General features: G+C 53.7%; 19 protein-coding genes and 1 pseudogene. 17 read left to right on the top strand and 3 right to left on the bottom strand.

All coding sequences use genetic code 11. The features are described from left to right. The 4 genes from A1355_RS25515 to A1355_RS26360 all read left to right on the top strand — a co-directional run. Window positions 1-355: hypothetical protein (locus tag A1355_RS25515; protein ID WP_197471676.1), on the top strand; the 355-nt coding region annotated here is incomplete at its 5' end. Between the two features lie 3 nt (window positions 356-358). Next, the gene (locus A1355_RS00990; protein ID WP_064024081.1) at window positions 359-1,111 is read left to right on the top strand and encodes a hypothetical protein; all 753 of its coding nucleotides are present in this window, start codon (window positions 359-361) and stop codon (window positions 1,109-1,111) included. 27 nt (window positions 1,112-1,138) lie between these two features. Next, a complete protein-coding gene (locus A1355_RS25510) occupies window positions 1,139-2,047 on the top strand; it encodes a hypothetical protein (protein ID WP_064024079.1) in 909 nt (302 codons plus the stop codon). 130 nt (window positions 2,048-2,177) lie between these two features. Then, complete coding sequence (locus A1355_RS26360; protein ID WP_064024077.1) at window positions 2,178-2,957, top strand: retropepsin-like aspartic protease family protein; 780 nt, start codon at window positions 2,178-2,180, stop codon at window positions 2,955-2,957. Window positions 2,958-2,970: 13 nt separating this feature from the next. Here A1355_RS26360 and A1355_RS26535 read toward each other — a convergent pair whose 3' ends face one another. Continuing rightward, on the bottom strand, window positions 2,971-3,168 hold the full coding sequence (locus tag A1355_RS26535) for an HNH endonuclease (protein WP_396643637.1): 198 nt from the start codon (window positions 3,166-3,168) through the stop codon (window positions 2,971-2,973). A 372-nt stretch (window positions 3,169-3,540) separates the two neighbouring features. Here A1355_RS26535 and A1355_RS00975 point away from each other — a divergent pair, with 372 nt between their 5' ends. The 6 genes from A1355_RS00975 (at window position 3,541) to A1355_RS00950 (ending at window position 6,099) form a co-directional block, all read left to right on the top strand. After that, window positions 3,541-3,798 carry a helix-turn-helix transcriptional regulator gene (locus A1355_RS00975; protein WP_064024075.1) on the top strand — a complete coding sequence of 86 codons (258 nt, stop codon included), beginning with the start codon at window positions 3,541-3,543 and terminating at the stop codon, window positions 3,796-3,798. Beyond that, window positions 3,795-4,442, top strand: a complete 648-nt coding sequence (locus tag A1355_RS00970; protein ID WP_064024073.1) for a Rha family transcriptional regulator — start codon at window positions 3,795-3,797, stop codon at window positions 4,440-4,442. Before A1355_RS00975 ends, A1355_RS00970 begins: the two co-directional genes overlap by 4 nt. 355 nt (window positions 4,443-4,797) lie before the next feature. Further along, entirely contained in the window at window positions 4,798-5,061 is a 264-nt protein-coding gene (locus tag A1355_RS00965) for a DUF1902 domain-containing protein (RefSeq protein ID WP_197471674.1), read from the top strand. Continuing rightward, window positions 5,058-5,300 carry a type II toxin-antitoxin system HicA family toxin gene (locus A1355_RS00960; RefSeq protein ID WP_064024069.1) on the top strand — a complete coding sequence of 81 codons (243 nt, stop codon included), beginning with the start codon at window positions 5,058-5,060 and terminating at the stop codon, window positions 5,298-5,300. The genes A1355_RS00965 and A1355_RS00960 overlap by 4 nt, the downstream gene beginning before the upstream one ends. A gap of 2 nt (window positions 5,301-5,302) precedes the next feature. Next, entirely contained in the window at window positions 5,303-5,503 is a 201-nt protein-coding gene (locus A1355_RS00955; RefSeq protein ID WP_064024066.1) for a hypothetical protein, read from the top strand. A 251-nt stretch (window positions 5,504-5,754) separates the two neighbouring features. Then, the gene (locus A1355_RS00950; protein WP_064024064.1) at window positions 5,755-6,099 is read left to right on the top strand and encodes a hypothetical protein; all 345 of its coding nucleotides are present in this window, start codon (window positions 5,755-5,757) and stop codon (window positions 6,097-6,099) included. A gap of 53 nt (window positions 6,100-6,152) precedes the next feature. On the opposite strand, the gene A1355_RS00945 is transcribed toward A1355_RS00950, so the two are convergent. Both A1355_RS00945 and A1355_RS24900 read right to left on the bottom strand, forming a co-directional pair. Then, the gene (locus tag A1355_RS00945; RefSeq protein ID WP_064024062.1) at window positions 6,153-6,977 is read right to left on the bottom strand and encodes an SDH family Clp fold serine proteinase; all 825 of its coding nucleotides are present in this window, start codon (window positions 6,975-6,977) and stop codon (window positions 6,153-6,155) included. A gap of 11 nt (window positions 6,978-6,988) precedes the next feature. Next, window positions 6,989-7,192 (bottom strand): hypothetical protein, encoded by a 204-nt coding sequence (locus A1355_RS24900; protein ID WP_157197686.1) that lies wholly within the window; start codon window positions 7,190-7,192, stop codon window positions 6,989-6,991. Window positions 7,193-7,778: 586 nt separating this feature from the next. Here A1355_RS24900 and A1355_RS00940 point away from each other — a divergent pair. The 7 genes and pseudogenes from A1355_RS00940 to map all read left to right on the top strand — a co-directional run bounded on the left by A1355_RS00940 (window position 7,779) and on the right by map (window position 11,537). Next, window positions 7,779-8,090, top strand: coding sequence for a hypothetical protein (locus A1355_RS00940; RefSeq protein WP_064024060.1), 312 nt, complete (start codon window positions 7,779-7,781; stop codon window positions 8,088-8,090). Then, the gene (locus A1355_RS00935) at window positions 8,087-8,446 is read left to right on the top strand and encodes a DUF7673 family protein (protein WP_064024058.1); all 360 of its coding nucleotides are present in this window, start codon (window positions 8,087-8,089) and stop codon (window positions 8,444-8,446) included. Before A1355_RS00940 ends, A1355_RS00935 begins: the two co-directional genes overlap by 4 nt. Beyond that, window positions 8,443-8,823, top strand: coding sequence for a hypothetical protein (locus tag A1355_RS00930; protein ID WP_064024057.1), 381 nt, complete (start codon window positions 8,443-8,445; stop codon window positions 8,821-8,823). The genes A1355_RS00935 and A1355_RS00930 overlap by 4 nt, the downstream gene beginning before the upstream one ends. Before the next feature lie 71 nt (window positions 8,824-8,894). After that, a pseudogene (locus A1355_RS26530) lies at window positions 8,895-9,038 on the top strand (helix-turn-helix domain-containing protein); the annotation flags it as partial. Between the two features lie 77 nt (window positions 9,039-9,115). Beyond that, window positions 9,116-10,147, top strand: a complete 1,032-nt coding sequence (locus A1355_RS00925) for a tyrosine-type recombinase/integrase (protein WP_064024055.1) — start codon at window positions 9,116-9,118, stop codon at window positions 10,145-10,147. 344 nt (window positions 10,148-10,491) lie between these two features. After that, entirely contained in the window at window positions 10,492-10,746 is a 255-nt protein-coding gene (locus tag A1355_RS00920; protein WP_064024053.1) for a ParD-like family protein, read from the top strand. Continuing rightward, the gene (gene map / locus A1355_RS00915; RefSeq protein ID WP_064024051.1) at window positions 10,746-11,537 is read left to right on the top strand and encodes a type I methionyl aminopeptidase; all 792 of its coding nucleotides are present in this window, start codon (window positions 10,746-10,748) and stop codon (window positions 11,535-11,537) included. The genes A1355_RS00920 and map overlap by 1 nt, the downstream gene beginning before the upstream one ends. The last annotated feature ends 805 nt before the right edge of the window (window positions 11,538-12,342 follow it).

Genomic DNA, 12,342 nt, shown 5'->3' with positions numbered 1-12,342 from the left:
CGGCGATCCCGTCGATTGCTTCATCGGTCCCTACCCGCAATCGGAAACCGTCTGGGTTATCAACCAGCACGTCGGCGGCGCCTTCGACGAACACAAGGTCATGCTGTGTTTCCCCGACATGGATACCGCGCGCCGCGCCTACCTGGACAGCTACGAACGCGGTTGGAATGGTTTGCACAGCCTGGTCAAAGTTTCACCGCAGCAACTGCGCTGGTGGCTCAAAAACGCCGACCTGAAAAAAGCGTTGACCTCGGCCGATCTGGCCGACGCCGATGGGCCGGCCGCCGCCAAGGCCAAAGCTGAACGCGCCTACGCCGATTATTTGAAAACGCGATCCACCGTCTTGGGGTACTAAACGATGTTCGAACCCGTCAAAGTCGGCTTCGGCCAATACCTGACCGATTTCTACGCCTCGCTGGTCGCCACGACCCAGCCGATGACCGAATACCTGGAGCGCGGTATTGCCAAGAGCATCGCCTGGGCGCCGTCGCGCATGGTCGATGCTGCCGAGGAAATGCTGGCGTCTTGGCAGCGCAACGACACCGACAGCGCGCCGACACAGCCAGCCAAGCTGCCGGTCATCTTGGTGGCAATGGATCAGAGCTACACGCCGACCGGGCGCGAGTTCGCGAAGCAAATTGCCGACGCCATGAAGGTCATCATGCCCGGCGACACCAAGCAGCGCCTGTTCGGCTTGCGGACTGTATTCGGCGACATCCGCACTCAACTGGTGTTCGCGGCGGCTGATGAGCCGACGGCGCGGTCCCTGGCGGCGCAATTCCTCAACTTCATTGACGCGGTACCGAATCGCCGGTTTGGCTATTCGACCACGTTTGCCGGTATCAGCGAAGACTGGGTGGCGACCATCGAATCGCCCGATATTCCGGCCGTCGCCATTCGTACCGGCATGAAGAACGTGGTCATGCTGGCGGTGGACATCACAATCAAAGCCCAAATACCGCTCTACGACGCGCCAAAGGCCGGCGAGCCGAACGACGGCAAAGGCGTACCCGGCACCGACGATCCGGCCGGCTATCCGGTGGTGATAGAAGTCGATTTCGACGACAAAGCCCTGGACCTCCAGCAAGCGGTTACCGCCGACTCGCCATAGCCTTAATGCACGAAGCAAATCCTGTCTATGGCAAAACTAACCAAGGATCAATGGGCCGACATCCGCCGCCGCTGGGAAAACGATGAGCGCGATGGGCATCAATGGCTGGCCGATGAACTGACCGCCAAAGGCTACGACATCAACCGCGCAGCTATCGCCAAGGCTGCCGGTCGGCAGGGCTGGGCCAAGCGCGAGCCCGAAAACGTTACGCCAAAAAACGTCACGCAGAGTGACAAAACGTCACGCGGAAATGTCACTCAAAACGTCACTCTCCGTGACGAAATGTCACTCAACAATGTCACTCCCGCGCCGACCGAAAAGCCCGCTCCGGAGGCTATTCCCGAACCGGAATGGGAAGAAGTCGACGAGGCCAATCTGCACGGCAACGCCAAGTATCTACCCGGCTTTGACCGGCAGGCGCATCTGTTATGCCGGCTTGGCGCGACAGATGCCGAATTGGCCGAGTTCTTTCGGGTATCGGAGAGAACCATTAACAACTGGAAGAGGATGTACGTCACTTTCTTTCAGTCCATCAAGAGCGGGAAAATGTGGGCCGACGCCGAAGCGGCCGACGGCCTGTTCCGGCGCGCAACCGGTTTCCGATACACTGAGGTCAAGACCAAGAAAGTAAGGCCAATGGCGGGCGACGACGGCGAAGGCGGAATGGTGGCGGCCGGCGACGACGACTTGCTGGTCGTTGAAGTGGTGACCACCGAGAAAGAAGCCCTGCCGGATACGAGCGCGGCCTTCATCTGGCTCAAGAATCGTCGACCGAAGGATTGGCGCGACAAGATCGAAATCGAGAACACGGCCAAACTCGATCCGAAAATGATGGCGCGCATCAAGACGGAATTCGTCGAGAGGATGGCGGCTTCGAGAGCGAGACAGCAACAGGTGTTGATTGAGCGCGGGTATTTGGATGCGGGGGAAAATTGAGCAGTATTTCGAATATCGGGCGGCTGGTGGCGCCGACTCCTGCCTTAATTCGTGACCCCGACGCCAGTCTTACGTCCCGTCTAATGCGATAATTCCGTCGTCAAACTTAGCAGATTCCAAGGGCGGGAAAATGGGAATACAGGACAGAGACTACTACCGGGAAAAGCACCGACATGCCTCGCAGCCTAAACCCGGAGGTGCTCGGTTTCTGATATACCCGATCCTGGCGCTTGGCCTACTTTGGTATGGGGCAGACCGGTTCTTGAAGGATCGCCAATTTGGTCTTCAGCCGGCGCCGGTCCCAACAATTATTCAGACCAGCCCCCCAGCACCGGTAACGATTGACCCGGCACCCACCCAACAACGATCCGCGCAACCTCAAACGGGAGGGGCCATCCTTACCGCTGATCGGCGAGGTCACTTTCGCGGTACCGTCGTGATCAATGGCCTGCCGATGCCGTTTATGATCGACACCGGCGCAACCACAACCGTAATCCCAGAGAAATGGGCGCCAGCCGCCAAGCTAGCCCTAGGACGAGTGATTCAAGCCAGCACAGCAGGTGGCGATGTCGCGGAGCGCGAAACCCGAATCGAATCGCTTCAACTCGGCAATGCGCTGATTCAGAATCTCAACGCCCACACTAATCCCTATTTGAACGAAGTTCTGATCGGTATGAACACGCTGAAGCTGTTCAAAATGGTTCAGGAAGGCAACCGGCTTACATTGACCACCATCGGTATACCGGCCAGCCAATCACCGGCCACAAAGCCTTCGGCAACGCTTCCAGGCGCTGCGATCGCCGTGGCCGCATCAGATACTGAGCAGGCGATCAAAAAACCAACCGTCATCAAAAAATCCGTAACCTGTGACGCCAATAAGGTCTGTAAGACGGTCTACAGCGACCACTAGGCCTGGACTTTCCTCATAGCCGCAACCCGTGCCATTTCCCCTGGCTAAGCCGGCGACTGACCAGGGCCTTGTAGTCTTCCGGGGTAGGCGGCTCTTTACGCTGATGCCTTAATCGATTGCAATAAGCGCACGCCGCAACGATATTTGTTCGATCAGCGCTGCCGCCTTCAGAGTGAGCCTGCAAGTGTTCGCCAGTGCATTTCAAGCGCATGGCCTGACTGGGCTCTAATCGATGCGACGATGCGAATTCATCAAGGTTGTTCATCCACATCGGCTGCTCGCAGTAAAAACAGCGGCCGGCTTGGCGGTTGAAAGCGATTAAACGGGGTTTGACGAGGGATTTTCGGCAGCGTGCCATAACAAAGTCTCCAAACTGGTTGAAAGTACCCCCCGTTGCCGTGTTTGGCTGAGCGGGGTACCAGTCGGAGTTGTCGAGCTGGCACAACAGGCTTGCTGGCAGCAAAGCCCACGGCCTGATTATACGTTCCTGGGGACGCTATTTTCAAACCGGAAAACGCGCGAATCCGCCTAAAAATCGTCCAGCAGAATACAGCCATCACTTTTTAGACCCAAGGAGGTCGTGATGGCGTATCAACCCAGCCCGAACCGAATCGCGGCGCAATCACCCGGTTTTTACCGGATTTGGCATATCACCGACGACAAAAAGCGCGGAATTGAGCCGATCCTGCCGATAGGCCGCTCGACATTCCTGGATGGAGTGGCCGCTGGCAAATACCCGCAACCGGTCAAGCTTGGCAAACGGACCTCGGCATGGCGCAAGTCCGACATTTTGGCCCTGATCGAAAGCTTCGAGCCTGGCGCCAATATGGGGGCGGCATGAAAGCCAAGGCCAAAACCAACCTCGCGTTGGTCGAAGTACATGGCCGGAAATTGACCACGACCAGCTTGGTGATAGCCGAGCAATTTGGAAGGCCTCATAAAAGCGTTTTACGAAGCTTGGACACGTTGAAAGATCGGCTCAAATTTGTGCCAATCTCCTATAGCGACTCATACGGGCGCGAGCAAAAACTGTATCAGCTCGACGAGCGCGCGTTTTTGATCGCTATGCCATTCATCGGCGGCAAGAAATCTGTGGACGGGCAAATTGCGCTGGTCGATGAATTCATGCGGTTGAAGAAGCTCATCAACGAGCCCGGCCGTAACGCCGAACTGATCGCCAAGCGCAACACCGGGGCGGAAATGACCGACATGTTGCGTTTCGTCCGCGAGTCCGCCGGCAAACAGACCGCCGCCAAGCACTTCATCAGCGAACACATGTTTTGCAATCGCGCCCTGACCGGCAAATGGGCGGCGATCGACGAAACCGAGCTGGACGTGTACGACACTCGCTTGCTGGCTGAAATTCGAAAGCACAACATGCGGTTGATGACGCGGCATCCCAAACAGGCCGACCGCAAAGAACTGATGGATGTCTTCGTTGCCGATTACCGGGCCAAGCACCCTAGGCCGGCTTTGGCCGCGTGACTCTTACCATTTTTGTTGCATCGGTAAATTCCAATGCTGTGTTCGGTGGTACGCCCTTTGTCCGCAAATAAGCCGCACCGTCGCGGCTTTTTGCTATTTTGCGGCTTATTGGACGTTAATGGCGCTTATTGACACTTGTTGAGCTTTATTGATTGCCATACTTCAAGGTAAACTATCGACCAAACTCGACTTACAACGAGACAAATTTGTAAGCAAAGCCTCACGCTAAATGACGCGAGACGAATACTAGATGGGTAGGAGTAAAACAATGGCCGATTCGCTGAAAAGTAACGGTTGCGCTCAGGTTTTGCATTGCTTGGCGAAAAAGCATGACGGATATTGGTCGGCTAGATGCTTGGATTTTACCTTGTATGCCGTTGGCGACAGCCTGGATGAAGCCAAGGCAAAGCTTATCGACCAAATCGATGAATACCTCTATGACGCGATTGAGGGCGACGACAAAGATTACGCTCCAGCCTTGTTATTGCGAAAAGCACCCTGGCAAGATTGGGCAGTCTTCTACATCATCGATTTTCTCCAGCGTTGCCGGTCACTGTCGGAGTGGTTAGGCGAAGCATTTAGCCCGAACATCCCGCACGGTCCGTATCGGCACGCATGAGCGGGCATCACCCGCCGCTTTCTTGCGCTCAAGTCAAAAGTATTCTGAAAAAGCTGGGGTTTGAACCCCAACCCCAAAAAGGCACGTCTCACGAACACTGGAAGAAACGAGAAAACGGCCAACTTTTCAAAGTCACTGTCGATTGCCCGAAACAACCGTTTAGCCATGACCTCATCCGATACATGGCACGGCAGGCCGGCGTTACGGTGAAACAGTTCTACGACGCGCTGAGGGATTAAGGGTGAATGACCGGCCCGAAGTAAAGCTATCGTTTCAAGAAAAACGCGAACTCCAGCGTTTGATCATTCAGCAAAACCAAGTCATTGCCAGCGACACCGCATCACCGGCTGAAAAGGCCGAGGCCAGCAGGATCAAGTTCGAGGCTTTGTTGAAATTGGGCGTTGTTCCGGCAGATCCAGAGAACCGCTTGTCCAACTTTTAGCCAATCCGATCTCCCTTCAGATATGCCGAGCCATTTCCAAGTTTTGTCACGGCTTTGTCACAGGGTTTTCCACAGAGATTGGGGATAACATAACAGGTCTAGTCGAACCATCTGGCCAGAAGACGACTGATAAAACCGACCTGTCTTTCGCCATACCCTGCGCGTAAATGTGTGATTTACCGTTACCCATAGATTCATTTTTTCATTTCAGGACAAGTCGGCATAGACTTAGCGTTTTTTTAGGAAATTGTATGGCCACTTTATTTGGATCGCTGGGAATATTTGAGCTGTTGTTTGCGATCTTGCTGCTGGTTCTTTGGACGCTACTACCCTTTGCGGTGTTTGGGATCAAGGACCGACTGGACGCTCAAACTAAGCTATTGCAAGGGATTCTGGCCGAGTTAAAACGCCTGAATGATAGCGCCACGAAGAGCGAAAAAACTGGAAGAACGGATCAAACGACTCGAACTTTATCGAAAAATCAGCAGGCTCAGACGGAACAAGAGACTGACGGACAAGAGCCCGAGGTACAAGTATCGATCAATGATATGTATGCCGATCCGGCGACCAAGTGGTTTAAAAAGAAAGTGGATTAATAGATGGGGTATTGGCTAATGATATGCAATAGGCAATAACAGTTGTAATTAACCTATTGTTGTTTTTTTACCAAAACTGATGAGCTAACGAAATTACCTTCAAATAACTTTTCATAGCCATTGGTCATGCAATCGTATTGATACATGGTTCTTAATAACCATATTTTTTTCCACAAGTCATCGCTTGGTGGAAGCTTCTCAACGTTCAAATTAAGAAATTTCGCCTCATCCGCATCGATAGATGAGCCGTGAGAATGGTAATGTTCTTTGGTCGCCAGTTTGCGAACGGTATCATCTATCTGCTGATCTTTAAAATCAGCCATCATTCCTGTTTTTAGAAGGCTTTTTGCCAGCTTGGTAGTCTGCGATCGTGCAGATTCCGCGTATTGAATATCGATAGGATTCATTGTTCCAGGTGGAGCTTTAACAATGAATTCCGCAGGGAATCCAAGTATAGACGGATCAATGGGGCCAAGCTCAGACTGAGCCCCCATCACAATACTGGACCCACAAAGCGCTATGACAGTGCCGTTACTTTTTGCCCGGCGTGGAACGATTACTCTAAGATCGGTTGTTTTTTGTCTTAACAGACCACAAAGCTTTTCAGTCGCATCAGTAGCACCTCCATTGGTTTCCAGCAATAAGTCTATCGAATCTCCTTTGGTTTGATTTAACAATTCATGGAATGCAATATCGTCGCTTCGATCAATTTGAGCCGAAGTGTTATCGCAATCCGTATAATAGACAACCAACTCCCTACCAGTGACAGCTTCAATGTCCTTAATTAAAAGCTGTCGCAAATATCGGTCTTTATTTTGCACCCAATATAATGGCGATTGATTTGGAATATCCGATGTCCTTGGAAAATACTCTGCCATTTAAAAAAACCCTACTTCCATCTACGTTTTTGTTCTTCCATAAAAAGACTTCCACCCTCTGCCAAGACTCTCCTGGCATCTAATAGGCGATCATCCTCGCTAATGCTTTGATGAACGATTACTTCGGTCCGGCCAAAACGTTGCGGCGAAGACGTTTTAAACATATCAAACTTTTGATTGTCAAGTCCAAAATGATTCAATTGTTGAGTAGCCATAATTGCCTCCTACAGATAATTGGTGCTTATCGTTTTGCACTCTTGTTTTTGGGTTAATCCCTAGTGTTGAAAGTGTAGATCAGTCACTCCGATCCTGCACACTCGCGCGTTATGTTACCCGTCTTAGTGTAGAAGATAAAGGCAATATTGCCTTGAAGGCTTAATAAGCGAAGCCTGAAACTTTGCGTTGATTTCCCCAATTGTGGCACAGTTCTTTGCCAACTCGAATTACACGAGGCGCATCATCCGCTTCGGCGGGTTTTTACCCCCATACGTCTTTGAGCATCAAAAACCCCTTGACATCCCCACCGCCCCAGTAGCAGAATGTTTTCGACCCCGGCGCACCGGGGGCGGGATTCGAACCCCGTTTTTATCAGTGGCGATGAAAAGCGCCGCATACCCTTGCGGCTTTTTTGTGCCTGTCATATTGGCTCGGCTTTGCCGCGCCATGTTTGTTATGGCGTGGTTATTTGGGCAGCCTTACGGCTGGCCGCCCCACTGAGCGGTAGTTCGAACCCACTTAACCACGTCGCCCAACGATTCGAACCAATGGGCGGCGGTTACTACTTTTCAGTGGAGAACCGACATGCACACCCCAACCACAGGCAAAATTCGCCCAAATTCAATTGATTTCAGCCACCGCATTTTCGACATTGGCGGGAACGCCGATATAGTCTGCTCAATAGAGGAAATCGCCGGCAGAGCCGAGGCGGTTATCGGAACCGTGCAAGCGCTTTGCATAGCCGGCGAAGACGAAAACGGGCTCGGCAAGATTAATCGCATCAACCCGGAAACCGTTTACTTTGCGCTGGATAGCGCGCTAAAGGACCTCAGAGACATTAAAGCGATTGTCTTGGCCTGGGCCGACGCCACTGATACCGTTGGAGATGCAGCATGAACAATCCAACACTCGCCCGCGCCCCCGTTGACGCTCTGCTACAGCAACTTTTCGATTTTGACACCGAACGCCAAGCCGCGACCGAGGCCGGCATTCCGGCGTTGATCCGTCTGGCCGAAGTGGCCGATCGCGATACCGGCCAAGCCAATACCGTGCGCTGCTTTCTGCTTGGCCTGTATAACGGTTACCACTTCCCTTTCAATCTGGTTCGACTTCGGGGCTTGGACAAAGTCCTGTTCGATGACTGCGTGGCCGTGCTGACGCTGGACGCCCGAGCCACCGCGAAGGAGATTCACCAGTATCTAGGCGATGGCGGCGACCGCTTTGTTCGCTGGGCGCAAGGCGGTGCAGCATGAGCGCCGCCCCAGCAAACACCTTGGACAACGCCTACAACGCCGCGCAGCGCGCAAACGCTATCCTGGCGCTGATATTTGACGGGTTTATCGATAGCATTCCGAACGAGAACGTCCAGACGGCCCTGTACGCAGTGCAGCGCGAGGTCAACGAGGTTCTGGGGATTGTCGAAGCTCTGAACTGGCCGGAAGATCAAGCGCCAGACTCCGATCCCGCAGCCAGCGCCAAAGCCGAGCCGGCCGGAGACTGCGCGCGCTCAAGCCACGCCGGTCTGTTCGACAAGCTGCTTCGTTTTGCCGAGTCCGTCGCCGAAGAGGCCGCAGGCATCGACGTTGAATTGAGGCGTTACCGAGAGGGCTTAGCGGCACGGGAAGGTTAATATCGCCGCCATTCGACCGAAGGCGTAGAGGCATAATAAACCTTCCAGAAACCATAAGACGGAAGAAAACAATGGAAATCTTAACCCTGCAACAGGCGGCTGAAATGCTGATGATGCACCCCATCGTCTTGGCCCGAAAAACCAAGTCCGGGGAAATCCCCGGCAAGAAACCGGGGCGGCGCTGGATTTATGTAAAAGAACACCTTGCCGACTGGGTCAGCGGCCGCTATCCTGAGTCGGCCGGGCAAGCGTTGCGAGTCATTGATGGAGCTAAACCAAGGGAGGAAAAACCATGCCCATCTTCCAACGTGGCACCACGTGGTGGATTGACATCACCACGGCAAACGGCGAACGAATACGCCGATCTGCTAAAACTAAAGTCAAAAGAGAAGCCCAAGAACTGCACGACAAGCTCAAGTCGGAGCAATGGCAGGTCTGCAAGCTCGGAAAGAAAGAAGACCGCACCTGGCAAGACGCGGTGATCAAGTGGATTACCGAGCAGGACGGCCACAAGCGCAGCATCGAGACCGATCGCTATCACCTGCGCTGGCTGGACGGCCATTTAGGCGGCAAGACGCTTAGCCAGATCGATAAGCCGCTTTTGGAATCGATCAGAGACGCCAAGAAGTCGGAGGGGTCAAGCAATGCGACGGCGAATCGGGTCTTGTCGCTGATCCGGGCGATATTGAACCGGGCCAAGAACGAGTGGGATTGGCTCGATACTGTGCCGGTGTTTCGGTTCTTGCCTGAGCCAAAGGAGCGAATCCGATGGTTGACGCACGAAGAGGCGGCCGCCGTCATCGCGGAGCTTCCGGAGCATCTGGCGGCGATGGCTAGGTTCGCGCTGGCGACCGGTCTCAGAGAGGCCAACGTCACCGGTTTATTGTGGAGACAGGTCGATTTGCGGCGAGAGTGCGCCTGGATCGAATCTCATCAGGCCAAGGCCGGAAAGCCGATTGCGGTACCGCTCAATTCCGACGCCATGTCCGTACTGAGAAGTCGGCAAGGCCAGCACCGGGACTACGTGTTCGTCTACGAAGGCGAGCCCGTAAAGAAGGCCGGCGGGAATGCGTGGCGAAAGGCGCTGGTTAGGGCTGGCATTGAAGATTTTCGCTGGCACGACCTTCGCCACACTTGGGCCAGTTGGCATATTCAGGCCGGGACACCGCTGGACGCGTTGCAAAAGCTTGGTGGGTGGGCGAGCTACGACATGGTCCTAAGATACGCGCATCTATCGAGCGAGCATCTTAAGCCATACGCTGGCAACTCAAAAATGATTTCCCTCGATATTGTGGAATTCGCAAAACTCAAAATAGCTAGTTGAATTAGGTCTCAGTCTAGCAATCAATCTCGAGCCGGCCCAGCGCCGGCTTTTTTGCGCGAGAGCCTCAACGGTTACGCCCTGATCGACCGCGCCACGCCTTGTTACAGAATCTGCTCTCTTCATAACCGAAGCCACGCTCGATCAGCTGTGTATTCCGTTTATAAACGCCACTGATTCCAAATTGAAAACCGCCTGTCGTTTCGATCGCAAACATGCACGGTTGCGAAGAAAGGCCAAATTGAATCAACGCTTGTCTCGGCGCTTGGCAAAACATATCTGTCCGTATTGCGATGCAGTATATGAAACGAATATAATTCATATATATTTCATATACGAGGTCGCTGATGGGTATTGTAAAAATTTCGGAACAAATGCACGAGAATCTGCGCGTGGCGGGGAACGCGCTAAGCCGATCAATCAATGCCCAAGCCGAACACTGGATGCGAGTTGGTATGCTAACCGAGATACACCCAGAGTTGAACTATAGGGAAATCTGCCAACTGTTGATACGGGCTGAACTGGCGGGAGGGCTAGACATCGCCGGGGTAGTAAAAGGACAACTTGGCAAGACCGATACAATCATGGCCGAAAAACACTGATGGCTCACGGCGTTCCCATCAGGTCGGCCAAGGAGCTCGAACTGGCGCGCCAGGCCGGGCGACTTGCTGCTGAGGTTCTGAGCATCGTTCAGGAATACGTGACACCCGGCGTGAGCACAGAGACTCTCGACCAAATCTGCCATGAGCACATCGTGAATGTCCAGGGCGCCATTCCAGCCAACGTCGGGTATCATGGGTACCCCAAAACCGTCCTCACCTCCGTCAACCAGGTGGTTTGTCACGGCATCCCCTCAGCCGACAAGATTCTGAAGGAAGGAGACATCATCAACATTGATGTCGCCGTCATCAAGGATGGCTGGTTCGGCGACACCAGTCGTATGTACTTCGTCGGTACCCCAAGTGTGTTGGCTCGGCGACTGGTGGAGGCGACATACGAAGCATTGCTGGCCGGAATCCGGCAGGTTAAGCCGGGAGCCACTCTTGGCGATATTGGCCACGCAATCCAGTCGGTTGCTCGACGAGAGCATTTCAGCGTAGTACGCGAATACTGCGGACACGGCATTGGGCAGGTCTACCACGATGAACCGCAAGTGCTTCATTACGGACGGCGCGGGGAAGGACTCAAACTGGAGCCTGGGATGGTATTCACCATTGAGCCGATGCTCAACGCAGGCAAACGCGAAACCAAGAAATTGCCTGACGGATGGACAGTCGTGACAAAGGACCGGTCGCTATCCGCCCAGTGGGAGCACATGGTGGCGGTAACGCCTTCGGGGTGCGAAGTGCTTACCTCTTGGCCGGGCGCCACAGTTTCATACGCAGCGGATTGACATTCAACCAGGGTGTGGTTTGGCTTTAGGCAGCTGTTCCTTGTGGGCCGACAACCTCGGTTTCTAGTCTTGAATGCTCAACTTACTGCCAAAATTGAATGCCCCCATCCGCTGAAAAGCAGTCTCTGGCCGAGTTTGGTCGGAGCGAGTGTTCTGCCATTGCAATCTGTCCAGCAACTGCAACGGGCCGCTAACAAGGCATCACGCACGTTATCCACTCCCCGCGCCGCCTTAAAATTCTTCAAGGCAGTTTTGCCGGCGCCAATGTTCTTCGGCAAATCTCGCCTCGGCCCATTTGCGCAGACTCCGTTGACTTATTGGAGTACAACGGTGTAATCCAAAGATGGAACACCGCGATCAATGCCCGAAAATCCTACGCTAAACTCAAGACTCCAAAATCACAGGAGCGCCCATGCCCACCAACAGACAAACGCCGCCGCCGGCTCGGCCCGGTTGGTACTACCCGGATTATTTCGTAGCGCAGCGGGCCAAAATCAGGGATCAACAACAAAGTGCGACTGGAGCGGACAGTAAGGCTTAAATCGATCAGAGCATTCGATTCATGACTAGCTAAACTCGAACCTTGCAAATCAAAACGGCGTGGCGAATACATCCTCACGCCCTTCAACTCGTCGTAATGACAACCGGCCGGCGATCCTCTCTCCTACCGATCTCAACGCCCAAGGGTCAGAGGCAATTCAGCGTATTCCCTCCAGCGAAACCAACTCAATTTGTTGAAGTGCTGGAAGAGATTCGCGGGCGGGTGGTTAATTGAGGCTGACTGCCTGGTTGGTTGGTTGGTTGG

Origin of the sequence: Methylomonas koyamae, from assembly GCF_001644025.1 — a bacterium.
In the GTDB taxonomy this organism is placed as follows: domain Bacteria; phylum Pseudomonadota; class Gammaproteobacteria; order Methylococcales; family Methylomonadaceae; genus Methylomonas; species Methylomonas koyamae_A.
Note: the sequence above shows the minus strand (reverse complement) of the source record. Positions and strands in the feature narration are given on the sequence as shown.

What these genes read in the sequence shown, in the direction of transcription:
- A1355_RS00990 (WP_064024081.1), top strand. Translation starts at nt 359, where the DNA reads ATGTTCGAACCCGTCAAAGTCGGCTTCGGCCAATACCTGACCGATTTC.
- A1355_RS25510 (WP_064024079.1), top strand. Translation starts at nt 1,139, where the DNA reads ATGGCAAAACTAACCAAGGATCAATGGGCCGACATCCGCCGCCGCTGG.
- A1355_RS26360 (WP_064024077.1), top strand. Translation starts at nt 2,178, where the DNA reads ATGGGAATACAGGACAGAGACTACTACCGGGAAAAGCACCGACATGCC.
- A1355_RS26535 (WP_396643637.1), bottom strand. Translation starts at nt 3,168, where the DNA reads ATGCGCTTGAAATGCACTGGCGAACACTTGCAGGCTCACTCTGAAGGC.
- A1355_RS00975 (WP_064024075.1), top strand. Translation starts at nt 3,541, where the DNA reads ATGGCGTATCAACCCAGCCCGAACCGAATCGCGGCGCAATCACCCGGT.
- A1355_RS00970 (WP_064024073.1), top strand. Translation starts at nt 3,795, where the DNA reads ATGAAAGCCAAGGCCAAAACCAACCTCGCGTTGGTCGAAGTACATGGC.
- A1355_RS00960 (WP_064024069.1), top strand. Translation starts at nt 5,058, where the DNA reads ATGAGCGGGCATCACCCGCCGCTTTCTTGCGCTCAAGTCAAAAGTATT.
- A1355_RS00950 (WP_064024064.1), top strand. Translation starts at nt 5,755, where the DNA reads ATGGCCACTTTATTTGGATCGCTGGGAATATTTGAGCTGTTGTTTGCG.
- A1355_RS00945 (WP_064024062.1), bottom strand. Translation starts at nt 6,977, where the DNA reads ATGGCAGAGTATTTTCCAAGGACATCGGATATTCCAAATCAATCGCCA.
- A1355_RS24900 (WP_157197686.1), bottom strand. Translation starts at nt 7,192, where the DNA reads ATGGCTACTCAACAATTGAATCATTTTGGACTTGACAATCAAAAGTTT.
- A1355_RS00940 (WP_064024060.1), top strand. Translation starts at nt 7,779, where the DNA reads ATGCACACCCCAACCACAGGCAAAATTCGCCCAAATTCAATTGATTTC.
- A1355_RS00935 (WP_064024058.1), top strand. Translation starts at nt 8,087, where the DNA reads ATGAACAATCCAACACTCGCCCGCGCCCCCGTTGACGCTCTGCTACAG.
- A1355_RS00930 (WP_064024057.1), top strand. Translation starts at nt 8,443, where the DNA reads ATGAGCGCCGCCCCAGCAAACACCTTGGACAACGCCTACAACGCCGCG.
- A1355_RS00925 (WP_064024055.1), top strand. Translation starts at nt 9,116, where the DNA reads ATGCCCATCTTCCAACGTGGCACCACGTGGTGGATTGACATCACCACG.
- A1355_RS00920 (WP_064024053.1), top strand. Translation starts at nt 10,492, where the DNA reads ATGGGTATTGTAAAAATTTCGGAACAAATGCACGAGAATCTGCGCGTG.
- map (WP_064024051.1), top strand. Translation starts at nt 10,746, where the DNA reads ATGGCTCACGGCGTTCCCATCAGGTCGGCCAAGGAGCTCGAACTGGCG.